At 71.3% G+C, this 21,491-nt stretch carries 18 protein-coding genes and 1 pseudogene; 10 read left to right on the top strand and 9 right to left on the bottom strand.

Translation table 11 applies throughout. The annotated features are described in order from the left end of the window. The first annotated feature begins 246 nt into the window (after nucleotides 1–246). Nucleotides 247–1,701, top strand: coding sequence for an MFS transporter (locus AMK26_RS14760; RefSeq protein WP_073755072.1), 1,455 nt, complete (start codon nucleotides 247–249; stop codon nucleotides 1,699–1,701). 10 nt (nucleotides 1,702–1,711) lie between these two features. On the opposite strand, the gene AMK26_RS14755 is transcribed toward AMK26_RS14760, so the two are convergent. The 3 genes from AMK26_RS14755 to AMK26_RS14745 form a co-directional block, all read right to left on the bottom strand. Further along, entirely contained in the window at nucleotides 1,712–3,781 is a 2,070-nt protein-coding gene (locus tag AMK26_RS14755; protein WP_073755071.1) for an iron ABC transporter permease, read from the bottom strand. Next, nucleotides 3,781–4,776 (bottom strand): ABC transporter substrate-binding protein, encoded by a 996-nt coding sequence (locus tag AMK26_RS14750; protein WP_073755070.1) that lies wholly within the window; start codon nucleotides 4,774–4,776, stop codon nucleotides 3,781–3,783. The genes AMK26_RS14755 and AMK26_RS14750 overlap by 1 nt, the downstream gene beginning before the upstream one ends. Before the next feature lie 63 nt (nucleotides 4,777–4,839). After that, nucleotides 4,840–5,643: an ABC transporter ATP-binding protein gene (locus AMK26_RS14745; protein ID WP_073755069.1), complete on the bottom strand. Its 804-nt coding sequence runs from the start codon at nucleotides 5,641–5,643 to the stop codon at nucleotides 4,840–4,842. A gap of 301 nt (nucleotides 5,644–5,944) precedes the next feature. On the opposite strand from AMK26_RS14745, the gene AMK26_RS14740 reads away from it, so the two are divergent. Further along, a complete protein-coding gene (locus tag AMK26_RS14740) occupies nucleotides 5,945–6,688 on the top strand; it encodes a DUF2470 domain-containing protein (protein WP_073755068.1) in 744 nt (247 codons plus the stop codon). Here AMK26_RS14740 and nhaA read toward each other — a convergent pair. Next, entirely contained in the window at nucleotides 6,672–7,943 is a 1,272-nt protein-coding gene (nhaA, locus tag AMK26_RS14735; protein WP_073755067.1) for a Na+/H+ antiporter NhaA, read from the bottom strand. The two genes, AMK26_RS14740 and nhaA, sit on opposite strands and share 17 nt — an antisense overlap. A gap of 137 nt (nucleotides 7,944–8,080) precedes the next feature. Between nhaA and AMK26_RS14730 the strand changes: the two genes are divergently transcribed. Then, nucleotides 8,081–9,229 (top strand): PucR family transcriptional regulator, encoded by a 1,149-nt coding sequence (locus AMK26_RS14730; protein ID WP_079277592.1) that lies wholly within the window; start codon nucleotides 8,081–8,083, stop codon nucleotides 9,227–9,229. Between the two features lie 9 nt (nucleotides 9,230–9,238). On the opposite strand, the gene AMK26_RS14725 is transcribed toward AMK26_RS14730, so the two are convergent. Further along, nucleotides 9,239–9,628 (bottom strand): VOC family protein, encoded by a 390-nt coding sequence (locus AMK26_RS14725; RefSeq protein ID WP_073755066.1) that lies wholly within the window; start codon nucleotides 9,626–9,628, stop codon nucleotides 9,239–9,241. A 91-nt stretch (nucleotides 9,629–9,719) separates the two neighbouring features. Beyond that, the gene (locus AMK26_RS36980; protein WP_158071118.1) at nucleotides 9,720–9,887 is read right to left on the bottom strand and encodes a hypothetical protein; all 168 of its coding nucleotides are present in this window, start codon (nucleotides 9,885–9,887) and stop codon (nucleotides 9,720–9,722) included. 99 nt (nucleotides 9,888–9,986) lie between these two features. Between AMK26_RS36980 and AMK26_RS14720 the strand changes: the two genes are divergently transcribed. Then, entirely contained in the window at nucleotides 9,987–10,685 is a 699-nt protein-coding gene (locus AMK26_RS14720) for a TetR/AcrR family transcriptional regulator (RefSeq protein ID WP_073755065.1), read from the top strand. Here AMK26_RS14720 and AMK26_RS14715 read toward each other — a convergent pair. Beyond that, the gene (locus tag AMK26_RS14715; RefSeq protein ID WP_073755064.1) at nucleotides 10,674–11,264 is read right to left on the bottom strand and encodes a cysteine hydrolase family protein; all 591 of its coding nucleotides are present in this window, start codon (nucleotides 11,262–11,264) and stop codon (nucleotides 10,674–10,676) included. The two genes, AMK26_RS14720 and AMK26_RS14715, sit on opposite strands and share 12 nt — an antisense overlap. A gap of 132 nt (nucleotides 11,265–11,396) precedes the next feature. Here AMK26_RS14715 and AMK26_RS14710 point away from each other — a divergent pair, with 132 nt between their 5' ends. The 6 genes from AMK26_RS14710 (at nucleotide 11,397) to AMK26_RS14685 (ending at nucleotide 19,769) form a co-directional block, all read left to right on the top strand. After that, on the top strand, nucleotides 11,397–12,410 hold the full coding sequence (locus AMK26_RS14710; protein ID WP_073755063.1) for a GlxA family transcriptional regulator: 1,014 nt from the start codon (nucleotides 11,397–11,399) through the stop codon (nucleotides 12,408–12,410). 356 nt (nucleotides 12,411–12,766) lie between these two features. Continuing rightward, entirely contained in the window at nucleotides 12,767–14,242 is a 1,476-nt protein-coding gene (locus AMK26_RS14705) for a xanthine dehydrogenase small subunit (RefSeq protein ID WP_073755062.1), read from the top strand. Further along, nucleotides 14,239–16,656 carry a xanthine dehydrogenase molybdopterin binding subunit gene (gene xdhB, locus AMK26_RS14700; protein ID WP_073755061.1) on the top strand — a complete coding sequence of 806 codons (2,418 nt, stop codon included), beginning with the start codon at nucleotides 14,239–14,241 and terminating at the stop codon, nucleotides 16,654–16,656. Before AMK26_RS14705 ends, xdhB begins: the two co-directional genes overlap by 4 nt. 1 nt (nucleotide 16,657) lies before the next feature. Then, the gene (gene xdhC, locus AMK26_RS14695; RefSeq protein WP_107420949.1) at nucleotides 16,658–17,467 is read left to right on the top strand and encodes a xanthine dehydrogenase accessory protein XdhC; all 810 of its coding nucleotides are present in this window, start codon (nucleotides 16,658–16,660) and stop codon (nucleotides 17,465–17,467) included. A 276-nt stretch (nucleotides 17,468–17,743) separates the two neighbouring features. After that, nucleotides 17,744–18,931, top strand: coding sequence for a cytochrome P450 (locus AMK26_RS14690; protein WP_241837901.1), 1,188 nt, complete (start codon nucleotides 17,744–17,746; stop codon nucleotides 18,929–18,931). A 223-nt stretch (nucleotides 18,932–19,154) separates the two neighbouring features. Continuing rightward, on the top strand, nucleotides 19,155–19,769 hold the full coding sequence (locus tag AMK26_RS14685; RefSeq protein WP_241837900.1) for a GNAT family N-acetyltransferase: 615 nt from the start codon (nucleotides 19,155–19,157) through the stop codon (nucleotides 19,767–19,769). A 425-nt stretch (nucleotides 19,770–20,194) separates the two neighbouring features. Here the strand turns inward: AMK26_RS14685 and AMK26_RS14675 are convergent. Next, nucleotides 20,195–20,376, bottom strand: a pseudogene (locus tag AMK26_RS14675) (CorA family divalent cation transporter); the annotation flags it as partial. A gap of 331 nt (nucleotides 20,377–20,707) precedes the next feature. Continuing rightward, nucleotides 20,708–21,184: a hypothetical protein gene (locus tag AMK26_RS14670; protein WP_241837899.1), complete on the bottom strand. Its 477-nt coding sequence runs from the start codon at nucleotides 21,182–21,184 to the stop codon at nucleotides 20,708–20,710. Nucleotides 21,185–21,491: the final 307 nt, after the last annotated feature.

Here is a 21,491-nt window from a genome sequence, read left to right as displayed (position 1 = left end):
TCCGGATCAGTGCGCTCGAACACCTGGACGTTCGAGCGGAGTTAGATTAGGTTAGGCTTACCTAATGGGCAAGGTCAACTTTCAGCCACGGAGCCCGAGTTAACGCCTGATGGTCCGTCAGCTACCGGTGTCCCGGATTGGCCGCCCCCGCACTTCTCCTGGAGGTGATCAGCGGTGCCTTCCCGCCGTCCTGCCCCGCGATGCACTCCGCGATGGACTTTCGCCCTGGTCAGCGCCGGTGGCGTGATGATGACCCTGGACGTCACCGTCGTGAACGTCGCCCTGTCCGACATCGCCCGGGATCTGGAGGCCGGGCTGGGCAGGGTCCAGTGGACCGTGTCGGCGTACTCGCTGGCGTTCGGGGCACTGCTGCTCACGGCCGGCGCCCTCTCCGACCGAATAGGCCGCCGCACCGTGTTCACCGCCGGCATGGCGCTGTTCACCCTCGCCTCGGCCGCCTGCGGCCTGGCACCGGACGCCGGCACCCTCATCACCGCCCGCGCCGCCCAAGGACTGGGCGGCGCCATGGTGTTCGCGCCCACCCTCGCGCTGATAGCCGCCGCGTACGAAGGGGCCCGCCGCCAGGCCGCCATCGCCGCCTTCGCCGCCATCGCCTCAGCGGCGGGCGCCCTCGGCCCGATCGTCGGAGGGCTGTTCGTCCAGGTACTCGGGTGGCGGTGGATCTTCCTGGTCAATGTGCCCATCGGCATCCTCGTCGTGGCCGGCGCCCTCAGCCGCATGCCCGAGTCGATGGCGGCGCGGGACACCCGGCGCCGGATGGACCTGCTGGGCGCGGCGCTCGGCGTCGGCGCGCTCCTGGCGCTGCACTATCCGCTGGTCACGGGCCCCGAAGTCGGCTGGGCGGCGCCCGAGGTGCTGCTCTCGGCAGTCGCCGGCGTCGTACTGGCCGTGGCACTCGTGGCCAGCCAGAGCCGCGGCGACGGCCTGATCGACATGACGCTGCTGCGGATCCGGGCGTTCTCCGGCGCCGCCGTGCTGGGCTTCCTCGCCCGGCTGTCCAGCCTCGGCGTACTCGCCTTCGTCACGCTGTGGCTGCAGAGCACCCACGCGTACTCCCCGCTGGAAGTCGGCCTCCATCTGCTGCCGCTGACGGGCAGTCTGCTGATCGCCGGGCTGTTCGTCGCCCGGCTGCAGAAGGTGTTCCCGCCGGACACGCTGGTCGCCGGGGGATTCGCCGCCCAGGGGCTCGGGCTGCTCGGGCTGGCAGCCGCCGGTTCGGGCAGCGGGCAGGCCGTCACGGTCGTCGCCCTGGTGCTGCTCGGTGTCGGCGGGGCCGTCATCTTCCCGCCCCTGATGGGCGTCGCCGTGGGCGCCGCGCCCGCCGACCGGGCCGGGATGGCCTCCGGGCTGACCAACGCCTGCTACCCGCTCGGCACGGCGACCGGCGTCGCCGTCTTCGGAGCGGTGTTCTCCGCCCGCTTGAGCGACGGCCTGGGCAGCGGGGTGGCCGCCGGTCCGGCGCGCGAGGCCGTCGAGACCGGCCGGTTCGAGCTCCTCGACCCCGCGCTCCAGCCACTCGCCCGTACCGCCTTCTCGGGTGCCTTCAGCGCCGTGTGCCTGGCCTCCGCGCTCGTCTGCCTGCTCGGCGTGCTGGCCGCACGCACGCTCAGGCCCGAGGCGGAGGCCATCGGCGGCACCGCGAAGCGGCGCGCCCGGTCCCGTGTCGCTCAGACCTCCTGAACACCGGCGGTCACAGCCGCCGCAGCAGCCACACCAGGTACGGAGCCCCGACCAGGGCCGTGACGATGCCCACCGGGATCTCGGTCGGGGCCAGCAGCCAGCGGCCCAGCGCGTCCGACGACACCACCAGCACCGCACCGAGGACGGCGGCCATCGGCACCATCCGGGCCGTGTTGTTGCCGACGATCCGCCGGGCCAGGTGCGGCGCGACCAGGCCGACGAAGCCGACCGCGCCCACCGCCGCCGCCGTACCCGCCGCCAGCACCGCGCCCGCGCCGAGGACCAGCAGCCGGGCGCGGCCCAGCTCCAGCCCGAGGGCGCGCGGCAGTTCGTCACCGAGCGAGAGCAGGTTCACCGGCCGCGCGGCGACCACCAGGCCGACCGCGACCAGCGCGGGCAGGGCGAGCCAGCCCAGCGCGGAGAAGTCACGGGCGTACGTGCTGCCCGCCAGCCAGCCCAGCGCGGAGGAGATGTTCATCTGCGCGCCGACCACCATGATGTTGACCAGGGCCATCGACGTGGCGGCAGCGCCCAGGCCCACCAGCACCACCCGGGTCGGATCCAGCCCGGTCCGGCCGTCCTTCCCGCTCCCGCGCGCGACCAGCACCACGAGCGCGAGCATCAGGACGCCGCCGACCCCCGCCGCGGCGGGCAGGGCCACCAGCGGCGCCGACGGGACGACGAGGATGACCGCGATCGCGCCGAGCGACGCCCCGCCGGTCACGCCCACCAGACCCGGCTCGGCCAGGGGGTTGCGTACCACCGCCTGCACCGCCGCCCCGGCGACCGCCAGGCACGCCCCGGCCAGCGCCGCCACCAGGATGCGCGGCAGCCGGTAGTCCACCACCGCCTCGGTGATCTGCTCGGCCGACCCGAACAGCGACGCGACGAGCTGGCTCCAGGTGATCTCCACGTCCCCGACGCGCAGCGAGAGCACCATCGCGACGGCCAGGGCGACCAGCCCGCCGCCCAGCGCGACCGCGTACGCGGGGGCGCGCCGCTGGTCGGAGACCACGACCGCCGCCCCGGTGTCGGCGTCGCCGGTGCTCACCCGGCGGGCCAGCGCCATGAACACCGGGCCGCCGATCAGCGCCGTCACCACACCGACCGGGATCTCGGCGGGCTGCGTGGCGGACGGCGTCACGATCAGCTGCGCGGCCGCGTCGGCGCCCAGCACCAGCGCGGAGGCGAGCAGCGCCGCCATCGGGATGAGCAGCGCGTGCTTGCGGATGCCCAACTGCCGCACGATGACCGGCCCGATCAGCCCGACGAAGCCGATCGGCCCGGCGAGCGACACGGCCGCGGCCGACAGCAGGACGGCGACCAGGAAGGCGGCCGGGCGGACGCGTTCCACCCGTACGCCCATGGCCTCGGCCGTCTCGTCGCCGAGCGCCAGCAGGTCCAGCGGACGGGCCAGGAGCGGGGCGAGCAGCGCGCCCACGGCGACGACCGCGCCGAGGGTCAGGGGCCGTTCCAGACCGGACTGCATCAGGGTGCCGTTGCCCCAGAAGAACAGCCCACGGGTCGCCTGCACGTCGAGCATCTGCAGGAACTCGGCCGCCGACGTACCCGCCAGCGCCACCGTCGCACCGGCGAGCAGCACCCGTCCGGGCGTCATCACCCCGCTGCGGCTGAGCAGGTACACCACCGCGACCGCGACGAGACCGCCGAGGAACGCCGCGCCACCGGCCGGGAGCGGGCCCAGGCTGATGCCGGTGAACGCCACCAGCACCACGGCGAAGTACGCCCCGGCGTTCACGCCCAGCGTGTCGGGCGCCGCCAGGGGATTGCGGGTCGCGCCCTGGACGAGCACGCCGGACACGCCGAGCGCCACGCCGACGACCAGCCCGGTGAGCGTGCGCGGCAGGCGGCTGCCGAGCAGCACGTCCTCGGTGCGCGCGTCCCCGTGGCCGAGGAGCAGGTCCACGATGTCGCCGATGCCCACACCGGACACACCGAGGCCCAGGTGGACCACGCCGACCAGGCACAGGACGAGGGACAGGGCGCCGCCCACGAGCACAGCTCGTGGGCGGCGGCCGAGCGGACGGGCCACAGGGGCCGTCAGTCCTTCCTGTGCCATCAGACCTTCAGAGCCTTGCCGGTCTCGTCGAGGATGTGCAGCGCCGACAGCGGGCCGCCGAAGAGCCAGGTGCCCGGGTCCAGCGGCAGGGCCTTGTCCTTCTTGACGAACTCCAGGCCCTTCCAGACCGCGTTGTTCTTGAGGTCACCGGTGAAGGGGTTGTCGTTGTCGGCGGCGACGTACAGGAAGGTGGCGTCCTTCTCGACCTTGGTCAGGCCCTCGACGCCGACCGTGGTCATGCCCCAGGCGTCGGACTGGCCCTTCCAGCCGTTCTTCAGCCCGGCGAGGTTCAGCACCTGCGGGGCGATCGCGTCATCGGTGAGCATCCGGATCGACGCGGTGCCGTTGGCGGTGAAGCCCTGCGCCAGCGCGTACTTCAGACCGCCCTTGCCGGCCTTGTCCAGCCGTGCCTTGAGGTCGGCGGCCTTGGTGTCGATCTGCTTGGTCACCTCGGCGGCCTTGTCCTCCTTGCCGACCGCCTTCGCCAGCTCGCCGAAGTTCTTCTTCATCGTTTCGAGCTGCGGCTTGGTGGTGTACGTGAACGACAGGACGGGCGCGATGGCCTGGAGCTGCTTGAGGTTGGCCTTGGAGCGGTCGTTGTCGATGACGATGAGGTCCGGCTGGAGGGCCCGGATCTTCTCCAGGCTCGGCTCGTTGCGGTCGCCGACGTCGGTGACCTTGTCCGGCAGGCCCGCGCCCTTGGCGGTGATCCAGGTGCTGTAGCCCTTGTTGTCGGCGTTTCCGGCGGGGGTCACGCCGAGCGCGACCAGTTCCTCGGTGTACGTCCACTCCAGCGCCACGACCTTGGTCGCCGGCTTGTCCAGGCTGACCTTGCCCTGGGCGGTGTCGACGGTGATCTTGCCGGTGGCGGCCTTGTCCCCGCCCGTCTTGCCGTCGGTGGTCTCGCCGACCGTGCCGGACCCGCAGCCCGCGGCGGTCAGTATCAGGGCCACAGCGGTACCGCCCGTCGCGAGGGCGCGCAGCATTTTCTGCATGGTCGATCTCTCCTTGTGTGCTGGTGATGCGGGCGAACCGTTGTGGGGGGTGAGCCGATGCGTTCAGGACGCGGTGGAGGCCTCGGAGCGCTGGGGGAAGCAGGCGAGGTGGCCCGTCGCCGGATCGCGCAGGACATGCACGCGCAGGCCGAAGGCCCGCTCGATGACGTCCGGCGTGAGGACGTCGTCGGCCGCGCCCGCGGCGGCGATCCCGCCGTCGGCGACGACCACGACGTCGTCGGCGTAGGCCGCGGCCTGCATCAGGTCGTGCAGGACCACGCCGACGGCGATCTCGTGCTCCTGGGCGAGGCGCCGTACGACGTCGAGGACCTCGAACTGGTGGCGCATGTCGAGGTACGTGGTGGGCTCGTCCAGCAGCAGGACCCCGGCGCGCTGTGCCAGCACCATGGCCAGCCAGGCGCGTTGGCGCTCGCCGCCCGACAGCTCGTCGAGCCGCCGCTCCACGAGCGGGGCCGCGTCCGTGACGTCGAGCGCCCAGTCGATCGCCTCGGTGTCCTCGCTCGTGTGCCGGGCGAGGGCGCCGCGGTGGGCGTACCGGCCGTGGCGTACGAGCTCACGGACCGTCACACCGGCGGGCGCCTGCGAGGTCTGGGGGAGGAAGGCCAGACGCTGGGACAGCGTGCGGCGGGCGAACGAGCCGAGCGGGGCGTCGTCGATGCGTATCTCGCCGCCGAGCGGCGGAAGAAGACCCGCCACCGTCCGCAACAGGGTGGACTTTCCGCAGCCGTTGGGTCCGACGAGCACGGTGATCGCGCCGGCCCGGAGCGACAGGTCCACCTGTTTGAGTACCGGGCGCCCGCCGTGCCCGACCTCGAGGTCCTTCGCCACCAGGCGGACGTCGCCCATGGACACCACATTCCTTCCCCGCTGCCGATCCGACGGCGCCACCATACAACTTAGGTAAGGCACACCTTAGAGGTCTGACGCCGATCGGCGGGCTTGTGACCATGTCGAGATCTCTCGCACTACCCCGCGCCCTCGCTGTGCACACTCAAGCCACTTCTGTTACACGCCACTTGAGGGTAGGGAGCCGGCCTTCCGGATGCCTTCCGGATGCCTTCTGGATGCCTTGCGAGGCCTTCCCGTGGCCTTCTTGCCGAGTCGGCGAGTGGTCTAGCTTAGGTAAGCCTAACCTTATGGAGGTCTGATGAGTGCTCCCGACGCCCCGGCGGCCTTCATGGCGGCCGACCCGTCCGCCGCGGAGCGGATCCGCTCGGTACTGGCCCGCGCGCAGTCGCTGAGCCTCACCATGGACGGGCACCGCCACGACCTCGTCGGCGGCCACACCATCGACGACAGGGGCCGGCTGACGCTCCATCCGCCGGCCGGCAGTCCGCCGGTGACGCAGGCGGCGAGCGCTCCGGGCGGCGCCGTCGCGGCCGCCCTGCTGGAGTTCACCGACATCGCCGCCACCTCCGTCCGCGACCGGGTACGCGCCCGCGTCACCCTCTCCGGGCGGCTGACCCGCACGCACGACTCCGGCCTCCGGCTCGACACCGAGCGCGCCACCCTCGAAACGGCGGCGGGAACGGTCACCGTCGGCCGTGACGAACTCGTCCTCGCCGAAGCCGACCCCCTCGCCGTCCACGAAGCCGCGATGCTCACGCACCTGGCCGACGCGCACGACGACGTCGTGACCCGCCTGACCCGGCTGGCCGAACCCCGGCTGCTGCACGGCGTCGTCCGCGTACAGCCCCTCGCCCTCGACCGCCACGGCATCACGCTGCGCTGCGAATACGCCCGCGGCCACCGCGACGTCCGCATCCTCTTCCCCGCCCCGGTGCGCGAACCGGGCCAGGCCGGTGAACAGATCCGGCACCTCCTCGCCGCCGCCCGGGCCTGCCCGCACCACCGCCGGGTTCCGCCGGCCCGCCTCACCGGCCGTCAGTAGGGCGGCCGTTTCCCGCCTCGTACCGCCGCCGGTAGGCGCGGTTGCGGAGCTTCAGCAGGACGCAGGCGAGGAGGGCGGACGTCACGGAGCCGAGCAGGACGGCGGTCTTGACGAGGGCGGCGTCCTCCGGGCGGGGGTAGGCGAGTTCGCCGATCAGGAGCGAGACGGTGAAGCCGATCCCCGCGAGCATGGCCACCCCCAGGACGTCCGCCCACGCGAGGCCGGGGGCGAGCCGGGCGCGGGTGAAGCGGACGGCCAGGTAGGAGCCGCCGAAGATGCCGAGGGCCTTGCCGACGACCAGGCCCAGCGCCACGCCCAGCGGCTCCGGGCGCTGGACGGCCGCCACCAGGGCGCCGCCCGACACGCTCACCCCCGCCGCGAACAGCGCGAACAGCGGGACGGCCAACCCGGCGGAGACGGGACGGACGAGGTGGGCGACGCGCTCCGCGGGCCGGCGGCCGCCGGGGCCGTCCGGCGTGACCCGCAGCAGCAGCCCCATGGCCACGCCGGCGACCGTGGCGTGTACGCCGCTGGTGTAGGTGAGCGCCCAGATGGCCAGCGCCAGCGGCAGGTACCAGTACCAGCCGTGCACCCGCCTGCGGTCGTGCAGGTGGAAGAAGAGCCCCAGCCCCAGCACCGCACCGACGAGCGCGGCCAGGTTGATCGTCGACGGGAAGAAGACGGCGACGACGGTGATGGCGACCACGTCGTCGATCACCGCCAGGGAGAGCAGGAAGGCACGCAGCGCGGAGGGCAGATGCGTGTCGATCACCGCCAGGATCCCGAGGGCGAAGGCGATGTCCGTCGCCATGGGCACGGCCCACCCCGCCCAGGTCCCTCCGGCGGAGGTGGCGACGAGCCCGTACACCAGCGCCGGCACGGCCATCCCGCTCACGGCCGCCACCAGGGGCAGCACGGCGGCCCCGGGGTGGCGGAGGTCGCCGAGCACCAGCTCCCGCTTGACTTCGGCGCCCGCGACGAAGAAGAACACGGTCAGCAGGCCATCGGACGTCCAGTGGGCGACGGAGAGGTTCAGACCGAGGGCCTCGATGCCGATGTGCGTCTCGCGTACGGACTCGTACAGGCCCCGCAACGGCGTGTTGGCCCACACCAGCGCGACCGCCGCGGCGAGCAGCAGCACCAGGCCGCCGACGGTCTCGGTGCGCAGCGCGTCCAGGACGAAGGCCCGCTCCGGCACGCGCAGCCGGCCGAAGGCGGTGCGGTCGTCGTGCTCGCGGCGCTCGCGGTCGGGCATGGGCCCTTGCCAGTACCCGCGCCACCGGGGGTGGACGCCGTCCGGCCGGTGGTGTCGCCCGCCATCTCGGACGGCCTTCCTTTCCGGACGTCGGCAAGATGGATCCAGGGGCGTCCGACGCCGTGAAGGGAACGCCCATGGCCGCTACCGCGCCCGTACCCGCGCCTGCTCCCGCGCCCTCGCCCGTACCCGCCCCCGTCACGGGCAGCTGCCTCGACCTGCTGAGCTGCGCGAAGGCCCAGGGGCGCAGGCCCCGCACGGACGAACTCGCGGCCCTCCGCAACCTGGCGGCCGCGGCCGCCGCACGGGGCGTGGCCCTGCACACGCTGGTCGGCGAGTGGCTCGCCGCCGCCTGCCGGTCCTGGCCCGCGGAGGCCGGCGGAAGCGAGCCGCCGGCCCTCCTCCAGGCGGTCCGCGATGTGACCGTGGCGCTCACCGAGGGCTACGAGACGGGGTATGGGGCCGCCGTACGGCGGGAGGAGGCGGTACGGCGCGAGTGCGTCGACGACCTGCGCGACGGGCGCACCGACCTCGGCCGGCTCGTGGAGCGGGCCGACCGCTTCGTGCTGCGCCTGGCCGGGCGGCACCGGGTCGCCGTGGCCCGCGCGGCGGCCCCCTTCCGCGCCGGGGACGCGGCCACCCACTACGTCGAGGACGGCATGGCGGCGGCCTTCGGCGTGCGTGACGTCCTCATCACCACCAAGGACTCCCTGCTGGTCTGCGTCTCACCGGCCGCCGAGGCCGACGTCCCGAGACGGTACGCCGCGTACGTACGCGAAGCCGGGGCCGCCGGACACCGCATCGCCGTCAGCCGTCAGCCGTCAGCCGTCAGCCGTCCCCGGCTGGGTGCCGGCGGCATCGTCCGCCGCTACCAGGAGGCCCGCTCCACCCTGGACCTCGCCGACCGCCTCGACCTGGCCGGCCCGCTGGTGGACGCCTCCGGACTGCTGGTCTTCCAGGTACTGGGCAGGGACCGCGCGGCCATCACCGGCCTCGTCGCCACCGTGCTCGGCGGCCCGGAGCGCGCCCGTGGCGGCCCCCGGCCCCTGCCGGCCGCGCTCACCGCCTACTTCGCCGCCGGCCGCGTCACTACCACGACGGCCCACCGGCTCGGGCTGAGCGTCCGGGCGGTCGGCTACCGGCTCGCCCGCGTGCGCCGGCTCACCGGCTACGACCCGGCCGACCCCGACCAGCGCTACACCCTCCACACCGCGACGCTGGGCGCCCGTCTCCTCGACTGGCCCGCCCGTGACTGGCCCGCCCGTCCTCTGGAACACGCCGACTGACGAAGGCGTTCAGGCGTCGGCCGGGGTGACCCATTCGACGAACTGGATGATCACGCCGTTGGGGTCGGTGACCTGGAACAGGCGCTCCCCCCAGGGCTCCTCGCGCAGCGGCATGGTGATGTCGACGCCCTCGGCCTGCAGGCGCTTCTCCTCGTCGTCCAGCCCGGTGACGGTGAAGGCGAGGATGATCCCGGAGGCGCGCCGGTCGCGCTGGTCGGCCGGCAGGACCTCGATGCCCCGGCGCAGCAGGACGATGTCGACCGCCGCGTCCTCCCGGGTGAGCGAGGCGAAGCCGTCGGCGGCGGCTACCTCCTGGTAGCCGAGGTGCGTGGTGAAGAACGCGTGCGACGCGGCGACGTCGTCGACGGTGAGGGAGAGGGTGGAGGTGGAGATCTGCACGGTGGGCTCCTTGCCGGCACGGGCGATGGGTGGGTGTACGAGAGGACGGGCGCTGGTGGCGCCGGTGGGCGGTGGCGCGGACGGCCGGGCGTCAGAAGGAGCGGCGGCGCGGGGCGTTGAGCCCGCGCCGCGGCACGGCGCGCACGGCGGCGGAGCCGCGCGGCGCCGGGGACCGGGTGTCGCGTCCGGGGCGAGCAGCGGTGAGCCGGCCGGTCTGTGTGGTCTGTTCGGTCCGTGCGGCGAGGGGCGTGGGTCGCATGCACTTCTTCCCTTCGAGGCAAACTTACGATGGACGTAACTTTAGCCACGGCCTCCCGGGGGTGTCAACATAAATTTGCTACGGAGGTAAGATTCCGTCATGGATACCGAGATGAACACGGGGCACGGCGCCGACGCACCCGCCGACGGACTGGGCCTTCGCGAGTCCAAGAAGCGGGAGACCCGGCAGCTGATCTCCGACCACGCGACCAGGCTCTTCCTCCAGCAGGGCTTCGAGCGCACGACGATCGCCGAGATCGCCGCTGCCGCCCGCGTCGCCAAGAAGACGGTGACGAACTACTTCCCGCGCAAGGAGGACCTGGCCCTGGACCACCAGGAGGAGTTCGTCGCCGGTCTCGCGCGCACCGTCGCCGACCGGCGGCCCGGCCAGTCGGCCCTCACCGCGCTCCGCCTCGCCTTTCAGGCCGCCGTCACGGCGCAGGATCCCGTCGCCGGATTCGCCGGGCCCGAGTTCTCCCGGATGATCGCCGACAGCCCCACCCTCTCGGCCTGCCTGCGCGCCCTGCACGACCGGCGCGAGGCGGCTCTCGCCCACGCCCTCGCCGAGGCCACCGGTGCTCCCGCCGACGACATCACCGCCCGCACGGCCGCGGCCCTGCTCGCCGCCGTGCACCGCACGCTCTTCCAGCGCATCCAGGAACTCACCCTGGCCGGACGCGACAACCCGGACATCGCCGCCGTCCTCACGGAGGAGACCACCCGCGCGTTCGACCTCCTCGAACCCGCGCTCGCCCACTACGCGGTCCGCGTGCCGGAACCCTCACGCTCAGGTCAGTGACTCCGCGGACGGCACGACGACCCCGTAGAGGTCGGCGATCGTCGCGAGAGCGCTGTGATGGATCTGGGAGGCGGGCAGGTCGGTGTCCGCGGACCGCAACGCCCGCGTCGCGCAGGCGTCGGCGACCACCGTGGGCCGGTTACCGCGCAGGAAGGCACCCTGCGCGGTGAACGCCACGCACATGTGCGTCATGAACCCCGCGACGACGACGTCCTTGGTGCCGGCGGCGTCGACGTGCTCGCCGAGGTCGGTGTCGAGGAACGCGTTCGGGGTCTTCTTGACGACGACCGGCTCGCCCGCGACCGGCGCCACGCTCGGGTGGATCCGGCCGATCTCCGTACGGATGTCGTACGGAGTGCCCTCGCCGCCGTCGTTGACGACATGGACCACCTTCGTACCGGCCGCCCGAGCCCTCCGCAGCAGCGCGGCGGCCGAGTCGAGCGCGGCCTGCCAGCCCTCCAGCTCCATCACGCCCCGCACATAGGTGTTCTGGTAATCGATCATGATCAGGGTCGCGTCGGCGAGGGACGCGGGCGTGTCGTCGAAGCCGTTGAGTGCGCGCAGCGTCGTCGATGCCATGGAAGTACCACCTCAGGTGTGTGTCGGGTGTGGTGCCGGGTGCTTCGCAGCCCGCACCGGCGTGCGGTCGCTGCGGCAGGAACGACGCTAATCCGGCCCGTCCATGTCAACAATGGCATCTAACATGCAGATATGGACATCGCTGAGGGCCCCACGGGCACCGTCGAACGACTGATCGTGATCGTCCTCTTCGACGGGGTCGACCTGCTGGACGTCACCGGGCCCCCGGAGGTGTTCTCCCTGGTGCAGCGCGAGACGTCCGACGCCACCGGCTATCACGTCGTACTCGCCGCCGAGACGCTGGACCCGGTCACCACCTCCGCCGGGGTGCGCGTCCTTCCGGACCTCACCTTCCGCGAGGCGTCCACGAGGAGCATCGACACCCTGCTGGTGCCCGGCTCGGTCGAGGTCGACAGCGAGCGCCGCGTACGCGCCCTCACCGACCCGGCCGTGGTCGGCTGGGTGAAGACCCTCGCCACCAGGACACGCAGGGTCACCTCCGTCTGCGTCGGAGCACACATCCTCGCCGCCGCCGGCCTGCTCGACGGCAAGCGCGCCACCACCCACTGGTCGACCGCACAGCAGCTCGCCGCCGAGCATCCGGCGGTCGAGGTCGACGCCGACCCGATCTTCATCCGGGAAGGCGACGTGTGGACCGGCGCCGGCATCAGCGCCTGCCTGGACCTGTCCCTCGCCCTGGTCGCCGAGGACTTCGGCGAGACCACCGCGCTGCGCGTCGCCCGCCAGCTGGTGATGTACCTGAAGCGGCCGAGCGGTCAGAGCCAGTTCAGCGTCCCCCTGGAGCCCGTCTCCCTGACGCGGCGCGTGGAGGACGTACGTCACTACATCGCCCGCAACATCGGCCGGCGGCTCACCCTCGCCGACATCGCTGCGTACGCCCACGTCGGTGAGAGGCAGCTCGCCCGCGTCTTCAAGGCCGAACTCGGCATGACCCCGGCCGCGTACATCGAGTCCGCCCGCGTCGAGAGGGCGCGCAACCAGCTGGAAACCACCGACGCCACCCTCGACCGGATCGCGTCCACCTGCGGCTTCGGCACGACCGACACCCTCATCCGCGCGTTCCGCCGGAAACTCGACACGACACCGACGGAGTACCGGCGTCGCTTCCGGGCCGACGCCGGCTGAAAGAGCGCGGCCCACCTCTTGACCTCGGCGGCCCGCAGCCACTAATTTGCGGTAGACGTCGACCCATAATGACCGGAAGGAGGCGACCGGCGGATGTACACGAGCTCTGATCTTGGTCGCCTTGCCCAGTGCACGGTCTGGATTCCGGGTCGAATCGCGCACGGCTGCTGATTACGCCGTTCTGATGTGCCCCTCCGTGGCACATTCCAGGTTTCCCGTCACCATTTCCCGGCACGCCGCTGCCGCATGCCGTTTTGCGCCCGCTGCTCTTACGTGGCGCGTCTGAACACAGAAAGCTGCCTGAAATTGGCGAACATGATGAATCGACCGATCACGCACCGAAATGCAGGCCTGTCATGGTAGCGGCGCGGATCACGGTCAACGGGAAAGAAGCACCGATCTCACCGGCTGCGCCCCACACCACAGTGCTGGATTTCCTGCGGGAGCGTGGCCTCACCGGCACCAAGGAGGGCTGCGCCGAGGGCGAGTGCGGCGCCTGTTCGGTCCTGGTGGCCCGCCCCGGGGTGAACAAGCCCACCGACTGGGTGGCGGTCAACGCCTGCCTGGTCCCGGTCGCGGCGCTCGACGGACAGGAGATCGTCACCTCCGAGGGTCTCGCCACCGTCGGCGAACCCGGCACGCCGCCCACCCTGCACCCGGTGCAGGAGGAGATGGCGGTCCGCGGCGGCTCCCAGTGCGGTTACTGCACGCCGGGATTCGTCTGCAGCATGGCCGCGGAGTACTACCGGCCCGACCGCTGTGCGCACGGGCACGGGGACGCGGACCCGGCCGACACCGCCGACGCCGAGCACGGTCCGAACGGTTTCGATCTGCACGCGCTGAGCGGAAACCTGTGCCGCTGCACGGGTTACCGCCCCATTCGCGACGCCGCGTTCGCCGTCGGCGAGCCCACCGACGACGACCCGCTGGCGCAGCGTCGCGAGCAGTCCCCGCCGGCGCCGGTGGCCACCGAGTACACCCAGGACGACAGCACGTTCCTGCGGAAGAACACCCTGGCCGAGACGCTGGAGCTGCTGCGCGAGCGGCCCGACGCGGTGGTGGTCGCCGGCTCCACCGACTATGGCGTCGAGGTCAACATCCGCTCCCGCCGGGCGGATTGCGTGGTCGCCATCGACCGGCTGCCCGAACTGCGGGAGCTGCGCGTCGAGTCCGACGTCATCGAGATCGGCGCGGCGCTGACGCTCACCGAGATCGAACGCCGCCTCGACGGCGACGTCCCGCTGCTGGCGGAGCTGTTCCCGCAGTTCGCGTCCCGGCTCATCCGCAACGGTGCGACCCTCGGCGGCAACCTGGGCACCGGCTCGCCCATCGGTGACAGCCCGCCGGTGCTGCTCGCGCTCGAGGCGTCGCTGGTGCTCGCCGACGCCGACGGTGAGCGCGAGGTCCCGCTGGCGGAGTACTTCACCGGCTACCGGCAGAGCGTGCGCCGACCCGGCGAGCTGATCCGCGCGGTGCGCGTCCCGCTGCCGCTGTCGCCGGTCACGGCCTTCCACAAGATCGCCAAGCGGCGCTTCGACGACATCTCCAGCGTGGCCGTCGCTTTCGCGCTCGACATCGAGGACGGGACCGTCCGCAAGGCACGCATCGGCCTGGGCGGCGTGGCCGCCACCCCGATCCGCGCCCTCGCCACCGAGGCCGCCCTGGAGGGCAAGCCGTGGTCGGCCGAGACCGTCGAGGCCGCGGCCCGGGTGCTGCGGGGTGAGGGCACGCCGATGGACGATCATCGCGCCAGCTCCCTCTACCGTTCGGCGATGCTCGGGCAGAGCCTGCTGAAGCTGCACGCACAGACCACCGAGGCGGTGTCGTCATGAGTCATCTGTCAGAGCGTCCCGAGAAGCCCGTCGTCGGCGTCTCGATGCCGCACGAGAGCGCCTTCCAGCACGTCACCGGCACCGCTCTCTACACCGACGACCTGGTCCAGCGCACCAAGGACGTGCTGCACGCGTACCCGGTCCAGGTCATGAAGGCCCGCGGCAGGATCACCGCGCTGCGCACCGAGCCCGCGCTCGCCGTACCCGGCGTGGTCCGCGTGCTGACCGGTGCCGACGTGCCCGGCGTCAACGACGCCGGCATGAAGCACGACGAACCGCTGTTCCCCGACGAGGTCATGTTCCACGGCCACGCGGTGGCCTGGGTGCTCGGCGAGACCCTGGAGGCGGCCCGGCTCGGTGCCGCGGCCGTCGAGGTGGAACTCGAGGAACTGCCCTCCATCGTCACGCTGCAGGACGCGATCGCGGCGGGCAGCTATCACGGCGCCCAGCCCCTGATGGTGCACGGCGACGTCGACGCGGGCTTCGCCGACTCCGCGCACGTGATCACCGGCGAGTTCCAGTTCGCCGGTCAGGAGCACTTCTACCTCGAGACGCACGCGGCGCTGGCCCTGGTCGACGAGAACGAGCAGGTGTTCATCCAGAGCAGCACCCAGCACCCCTCGGAGACGCAGGAAATCGTCTCGCACGTGCTCGGTGTGCCCGCCCACGAGGTGACCGTGCAGTGCCTGCGGATGGGCGGCGGCTTCGGCGGCAAGGAGATGCAGCCGCACGGGTTCGCGGCCGTCGCCGCGCTCGGCGCCAAGCTGACCGGCCGGCCGGTCCGGTTCCGGCTCAACCGGACCCAGGACCTGACCATGTCCGGTAAGCGGCACGGGTTCCACGCCAAGTGGAAGGTCGGCTTCGACGCCGACGGCCGCATCCAGGCCCTCGACGCCACCCTGGTCGCGGACGGCGGCTGGAGCCTGGACCTGTCCGAGCCGGTCCTCGCCCGCGCGCTGTGCCACATCGACAACACCTACTGGATCCCCAACGCGCGCGTCGCCGGTCGCATCGCCAAGACCAACACGGTCTCCAACACCGCCTTCCGCGGGTTCGGGGGACCGCAGGGCATGCTGGTGATCGAGGACATCCTGGGCCGCTGCGCGCCGCAGCTCGGCCTGGACCCCATGGAGCTGCGGGAGCGCAACTTCTACCGGCCGGGCCAGGGTCAGACGACGCCGTACGGACAGCCGGTCACCCAGGCCGAGCGGATCTCCACCGTCTGGCAGCAGGTCAAGGAGATCGGCGGCATCGCCGACCGCAAGCGCGAGATCGCCGCCTTCAACGCCGCGCACCCGCACACCAAGCGGGCCCTCGCCGTCACCGGCATCAAGTTCGGCATCTCGTTCAACCTCACCGCCTTCAACCAGGGCGGCGCGCTGGTGCTGATCTACAAGGACGGCTCCGTCCTGATCAACCACGGCGGCACCGAGATGGGCCAGGGCCTGCACACCAAGATGATGCAGGTGGCCGCGACCACGCTGGGCATCCCGCTGCACAAGGTCCGCCTCGCCCCGACGCGTACCGACAAGGTGCCCAACACCTCCGCCACCGCCGCCAGCGCCGGGGCGGACCTCAACGGCGGGGCGATCAAGAACGCCTGTGAGCAGCTGCGCGAGCGGCTGCTGCAGGTGGCCGCCACCCAGCTGGGCGCGAACGCCTCGGACGTACGCATCGTCGAGGGCGTCGCGCGCTCCCTGGGCAGCGACAAGGAGCTGGCCTGGGACGACCTGGTGCGCACCGCGTACTTCCAGCGGGTTCAGCTGTCGGCGTCCGGTTTCTACCGGACCGAGGGGCTGCACTGGGACGCGAAGGCGTTCCGGGGCTCGCCGTTCAAGTACTTCGCCCACGGCGCCGCTGCCACCGAGGTGGAGGTGGACGGCTTCACCGGCGCGTACCGCATCCGGCGCGTGGACATCGTGCACGATGTCGGCGACAGCCTGTCCCCGATGATCGACATCGGCCAGGTGGAGGGCGGCTTCGTGCAGGGCGCGGGCTGGCTGACGCTGGAGGACCTGCGCTGGGACACCAGCGACGGCCCGAACCGCGGCCGGCTGCTGACCCAGGCGGCGAGCACCTACAAGCTGCCGAGCTTCTCGGAGATGCCCGAGGAGTTCAACGTCCACCTGCTCGAGAACGCCACCGAAGAGGGCGCGGTGTACGGGTCCAAGGCGGTGGGCGAGCCTCCGCTGATGCTGGCGTTCTCGGTGCGCGAAGCGCTGCGGCAGGCCGCCGCCGCGTTCGGGCCGAGCGGTGTCAGCCTCGAGCTGGCCTCGCCCGCGACGCCGGAAGCGGTGTACTGGGCGATCCAGGCGGCTCGCCAGGCCGGTGCCTCCCGGAACGGTGACGCCGGTGACGGGTTCGCCACCGACGGCACGATCCGGGCCGACGCAGAAGCGCTGAGCGGTGCCTGACATGACGTGGGTCGCCGCGGTCGCACGGTTGCGAGCACGCCGGGAGCCCGGCGTGCTGGTGACCGTCGCGGCCGTGCGCGGCCACGCCCCTCGCGACGCCGGTGCGAAACTCGTGGTGGGGCAGACCGAGACCTGGGGCTCGATCGGAGGCGGCAATGTCGAGGCCGTCTCCATCGACCGGGCCCGGGAGATGATCGCCGCGTCCACGCCCGAGCCGGAGCTGATGGATTTCGCCCTGAACGACAAAGTGACCAACCAGCATGGCGTGCAGTGCTGCGGCGGCACGGTCGCGGTGCTGCTCGAACCGCTGCCGGTGGTACGGGCGGTGGCGATCTTCGGCGTCGGGCACGTCGGGCTGGAACTGGCGCGCGTCCTGGCCCGTCAGGACCTCGACCTCCACCTGATCGACAGCCGCTCCGACCTGCTCACCAAGGAGCGGCTCGACGTGCTGGCGGACGCGGTGGCGCAGGTGCACGTGCATCACACGCCACTGCTGCCCGAGGAGGTGCTGGAGGAGTTGCCGCGCGGCACCCACGTCCTGATCATGACCCATGATCACGCCGAGGACGCCGCTCTGTGCGACGCCGCCCTGCGCACCACCCATCTCGGCTCCATCGGACTGATCGGGTCGGCGGCCAAGTGGGTACGGTTCCGCAAGCGCCTGGCCACCGAGGGCGGACACGACGAGGCCACCATCGACCGGATCAAGACCCCGATCGGGCTGGCCGACATCACCGGCAAGGAACCCGCGACCATCGCGGTGAGCGTCGCTGCCGATCTGCTGCGCACCTTCGAAACCGAGGGGGACTGACTCTCTCACCGGATCGGCAGGGGTGCCCCGCGCTCGTGCGCAAGCACGGATGCGGGGCACCTCGCCATATGTGCGGCGAAACGGGATGTAGCGGAGGGCCGTCCGCCCCCGCCCGGAGCCCCACCGCGTCGTCGTCCCTCCCACCGGGCGATACTCGACGCTCGGGTGCCCATCGCCCGAAGGCCGCCGTTCGACGAGAGAAGAGGTATGGCGAGCACATCAGCAGGTCCGGAGCCCGCGCCGACGCCATGCCCGGACCTCTTCGACACCCGATTCGTGCAGGACCCCCACCCCACGCTGGCCTCCCTGCGCCGCGCCGCGCCGGTCCATTTCGATCCCGGAACCGGTCTATGGCTGATCAGCCGGTACGCGGATGTGCGGCGGGTGCTGCTGGACCCCGTCGCGTTCGTGCCGGACAACGCACAGCACGCCGTCGACCCGCTGCCGGTCTCCGCCCTGCGCGCGCTCGCCCGGGCCGGCTTCACGCTGCCGCCCGCTCTCGCCAACAACGGCGGTCCCAGCCATGCCGGCCTCCGCCGCCTGGTCACGCGGTTCTTCAATGCCGAGCGTGTGGCTTCGGCCGTGCCACTGGTGGAGGAGACCGCGCGGGAACTGGCGTCCGCGCTGCGGGACCAGTTCGTACGTGGGCACCTCTGCGACGTGACGGCGCAGTACGCGCGGCCTCTGCCGTGCCGGGTGATGACGCGGGTGCTCGGGCTGGAGGACGTGCCGACGGCCGCACTCGTGACATGGAGCGACGCCGCGCTGGAGCTCTTCTACGGGCGGCCGCCGGCCGACCGGCAGGCCCACCTGGCCCAGCAGGTCGCGGACTTCTACACATGGCTGACGGACCTGGTGGACGGTGCCGCCGGGGCGGACGGGCTGATCGGGGCGCTGCGCGGGCACCAGCTGCCGGACGGCGAGCCGCTGGACACCCCGACCATCGTGGCCGTGTGCTTCTTCGTCTTCATCGCCGCCCAGGCCACCACCGGACAGCTGATCTCGACCGTACTCCGCCACACCCTGGCCGACTCCGACGCCTGGGCGCGAGCCGCCACGGACGACCGCTTCATTTACGCGTGGGTGGAGGAGATACTGCGCCGTGAGCCGCCGGTCACCACCTGGCGCAGGGTCACCGCGCATGAGGTGGAACTGTCCGGCACACGGCTGCCGGCGGGGGCGCAGCTCCTGCTGATGCTGATGGGGACGGGTTCGGACCCGGACATGTTCGACGAACCGGAACGACTGCTCCCGTACCGGCAGAACATCCGTCACCACCTGTCCTTCGGCGCGGGACGGCACCGCTGTCCCGGCGCGTCCCTGGCCCGCACCGAAGCGGCCGTGGCACTGCGCACGCTGGCCCGACTGCTGCCGGACGCCGTTCTCGTCGAGGACGAGCGAGCGCCGATGCTCGGGCTGCTGTCCTTCCGAGCCCCGCTCAAGGTGGTGGCGCGGCGCCGCTGACATCCGCCGCGCTGCCCGCCCTGGACATCGGTCGGCCGAGACAGTCCATGAAGCTCAGCATCCGGTGGTTGACCTTCTCGGTGTGGTCGATCCGCGGTCCATGGCCCGTGTCTCGAGACGATCTCGGCGCGGGCGCCGGGTACCACGCGCGGGACGCGCCGCTGGGCTTCTGGAGGGCCTCAACAGTAGGTTCGTTCCACCGGAGTCCGAGTTGGGGGATGCTGTGGTGTTCACGCTGGCGGAGATCGCCCACGATCCGTTGGTCCTGACACGCCGCCTGGCGCGGATTGACGGTTCGGATGTGGTGTTCCGCCCTCTCACACGCGCCGATACAGATCGTCTGGCAGGCTTCTTGGTGGGCTTGTCACCTGAATCGAGACGGCTGAGTACTTTCGACGGGTACGACCTTGCGACTGCGCAGGACCTGTGTGACGCGATCGCGCGCTACGACAAGCTCAGGCTCATGCTTGAGGAAGTGCTGTCCGGCAGGATCGTCGGCCTGCTCGAGTGCAGTCTCGGTCTCAACCCTGACGACATCGCGCGCTATCGCGCGGCCGGCATCCGCCTTACAGCGACCGATTGCCGCTTCGGCCCCACCCTGGCCGACGACTACCAGGGGAGAGGCATCGGGACGCAAGTCTTCCCGCTCGTCGCAGACGCCGCACGATGTTTCGGCAAGAAGAGGATCATCCTGTGGGGTGGCGTTCTCGCCGACAACCCACGCGCCATTCGCTACTACCGGAAAAACGGCTTCCAGACGGTCGGCTCCTTCACCGGAACAGACGGTGTGCGGTCGCTCGACATGATCCTGGATCTCGACCTCCTGCCTGGGCCGTGACAGCCGTTGGTGTCACCGGGCGGCGGCGTTGCAGGTCCCGCCGGCAGTGCCGGAAGTACGCTTCGACGCCCTCGCGCGTGCCGGGACCGCCGTTGAGCCGGCGAACGAGTAGCTCGTCCTCCCCGGCGAGGTGCGCCTCCACGTCGTCCAGGCGCCGGGGGGGGGGGGGGGGGGGGGGACAGCGTGATGATCCCGTCGGACAGCTTCACTTCACGCATCCGGTGGTTCTTGACGCCAGAGCCGTGCAGCACCATCGGATTCCGCGCGACATCACGCCGCCGGGGGCTGGTGTGATCACGGCGTCGGAGCCGTCCTGGATAGCTCCGTTCACCGGGGGCGGTTCTGCGTCGTGAGGGTGCGGACGCGGTGCGCAAGGCCCGCATGCACAACCTCGCCCTCGCCGGATAGTCCGTCGTGGTCGACGTCTACAGCCAGTCCCGCCGCTTGAAGATCACGTACAGGCTCGTACATACCACTGCCATCAGCAGGATCGCGAAAGGGTAGCCGTGCACCCAGTGCAGCTCCGGCATGTGGTCGAAGTTCATGCCGTAGATGGTTCCCACGAGTTGGGTGCAAACAAGATGGCCGCCCAGGACGAGACCTTCTTGAAGTTGTCGCCCTCGGGCGCTGACCAGCGTCAATGCGGCCGCGATGGATCCGACAGGGCCCCTGAAGTCTGCGAATGGCCCGCCTGTGACCCGCACAACGTCACCTATGCGAACCTTCGCCTCATCCGGCATGTCCACTCCCTCCAGGCGCCATCGATACCAGCTGCCACTGCCTGCGGACAACGCTGGCGAGGTAGAACCTATCCGCAGCTCGGTTCTCATCGCGCTGTCCGCCCACCTGTAGCGGGCAACCAAGGAGGCCGAGGTTAAGGAGCAAGCTTAGTAAGGGGAGGTGGCCATCGCCAAAGCGCGCCGGAGATTACAGCGGGCCTATCGCTGAACAGGCTGAAGGAGAGGCCCGCTGCAAGTGGCGCGGCCAAACGCGCCCATGGCGCTGGCACGTTGGGCATGTTTGCCACGGACGGCAAGTGCACAGACCGCCTCGCCACCCCTTTCATCAAGGATGATGGCCACGGTCGGGGCTTTACCCACCGGTACCTGAACTGTCTTCTTCCAGGGCAGGGTGGCGCCCTTCTCAACCGTGGCAGTGCCGGACTGACTAGGGGCGAGATACGAAATTTCTGCGGTGCCCGTGCCGGTCACCTCGTAGGTCACCTCGGCCGTCGGTACCGCTTGCGCTTTGGGCTCGTCCTCGGTGTTGAGTATCCCGTAGCCGACCAGACCGCCGCAGGCGAGGAGCAACACGCCGGCGATGATCAGGCCTTGGCGGACGCTGACTGCCCGCTTCGCTGCGCACTCGACCACCTGCGTGTCCTCCGGAGTGGCAAGAACGCCCTTCTTTCCCATGTCCGACTCGAGATCCCTGCCGGGTTTCGTGCCGTTTTCCGGCCCTGCGTTCCCCGGGGATTGACTAGAAGTCATGAGTGGTTGGCTTTCCGTGAGTTGGTTGAAGCGTGGAAACGCGGGCGGTTATACACCATGCCGGATCGCCTGAGCCAGTGATGGGAAGAAAGGGACGAACGACCGCGACTGCGTCCGCCTATTGCCTTAAATGTCCGCTGGGTTGACAGCACGTCAAGTACATGGTCAATACTCCCGCTGCCGCGCACGCGATCAAGGCCTTCTGCTTGCTTGCTTGCGCCGGCTCTCGGCT

Source organism: Streptomyces sp. CB03234, from assembly GCF_001905885.1.
Taxonomy (GTDB): Bacteria; Actinomycetota; Actinomycetes; order Streptomycetales; family Streptomycetaceae; genus Streptomyces.
The sequence above is the reverse complement of the archived record's forward strand: the minus strand, read 5'-3'. Positions and strand labels throughout refer to the sequence as shown.

Excerpts from the sequence above, each read along its gene's own strand:
- AMK26_RS14760 (WP_073755072.1), top strand. The coding sequence starts at position 247 with ATGATGACCCTGGACGTCACCGTCGTGAACGTCGCCCTGTCCGACATC.
- AMK26_RS14755 (WP_073755071.1), bottom strand. The coding sequence starts at position 3,781 with ATGGCACAGGAAGGACTGACGGCCCCTGTGGCCCGTCCGCTCGGCCGC.
- AMK26_RS14750 (WP_073755070.1), bottom strand. The coding sequence starts at position 4,776 with ATGCAGAAAATGCTGCGCGCCCTCGCGACGGGCGGTACCGCTGTGGCC.
- AMK26_RS14745 (WP_073755069.1), bottom strand. The coding sequence starts at position 5,643 with ATGGGCGACGTCCGCCTGGTGGCGAAGGACCTCGAGGTCGGGCACGGC.
- AMK26_RS14740 (WP_073755068.1), top strand. The coding sequence starts at position 5,945 with ATGAGTGCTCCCGACGCCCCGGCGGCCTTCATGGCGGCCGACCCGTCC.
- nhaA (WP_073755067.1), bottom strand. The coding sequence starts at position 7,943 with ATGCCCGACCGCGAGCGCCGCGAGCACGACGACCGCACCGCCTTCGGC.
- AMK26_RS14730 (WP_079277592.1), top strand. The coding sequence starts at position 8,081 with ATGGCCGCTACCGCGCCCGTACCCGCGCCTGCTCCCGCGCCCTCGCCC.
- AMK26_RS36980 (WP_158071118.1), bottom strand. The coding sequence starts at position 9,887 with ATGCGACCCACGCCCCTCGCCGCACGGACCGAACAGACCACACAGACC.
- AMK26_RS14720 (WP_073755065.1), top strand. The coding sequence starts at position 9,987 with ATGGATACCGAGATGAACACGGGGCACGGCGCCGACGCACCCGCCGAC.
- AMK26_RS14715 (WP_073755064.1), bottom strand. The coding sequence starts at position 11,264 with ATGGCATCGACGACGCTGCGCGCACTCAACGGCTTCGACGACACGCCC.
- AMK26_RS14710 (WP_073755063.1), top strand. The coding sequence starts at position 11,397 with ATGGACATCGCTGAGGGCCCCACGGGCACCGTCGAACGACTGATCGTG.
- AMK26_RS14705 (WP_073755062.1), top strand. The coding sequence starts at position 12,767 with ATGGTAGCGGCGCGGATCACGGTCAACGGGAAAGAAGCACCGATCTCA.
- xdhB (WP_073755061.1), top strand. The coding sequence starts at position 14,239 with ATGAGTCATCTGTCAGAGCGTCCCGAGAAGCCCGTCGTCGGCGTCTCG.
- xdhC (WP_107420949.1), top strand. The coding sequence starts at position 16,658 with ATGACGTGGGTCGCCGCGGTCGCACGGTTGCGAGCACGCCGGGAGCCC.
- AMK26_RS14670 (WP_241837899.1), bottom strand. The coding sequence starts at position 21,184 with ATGGGAAAGAAGGGCGTTCTTGCCACTCCGGAGGACACGCAGGTGGTC.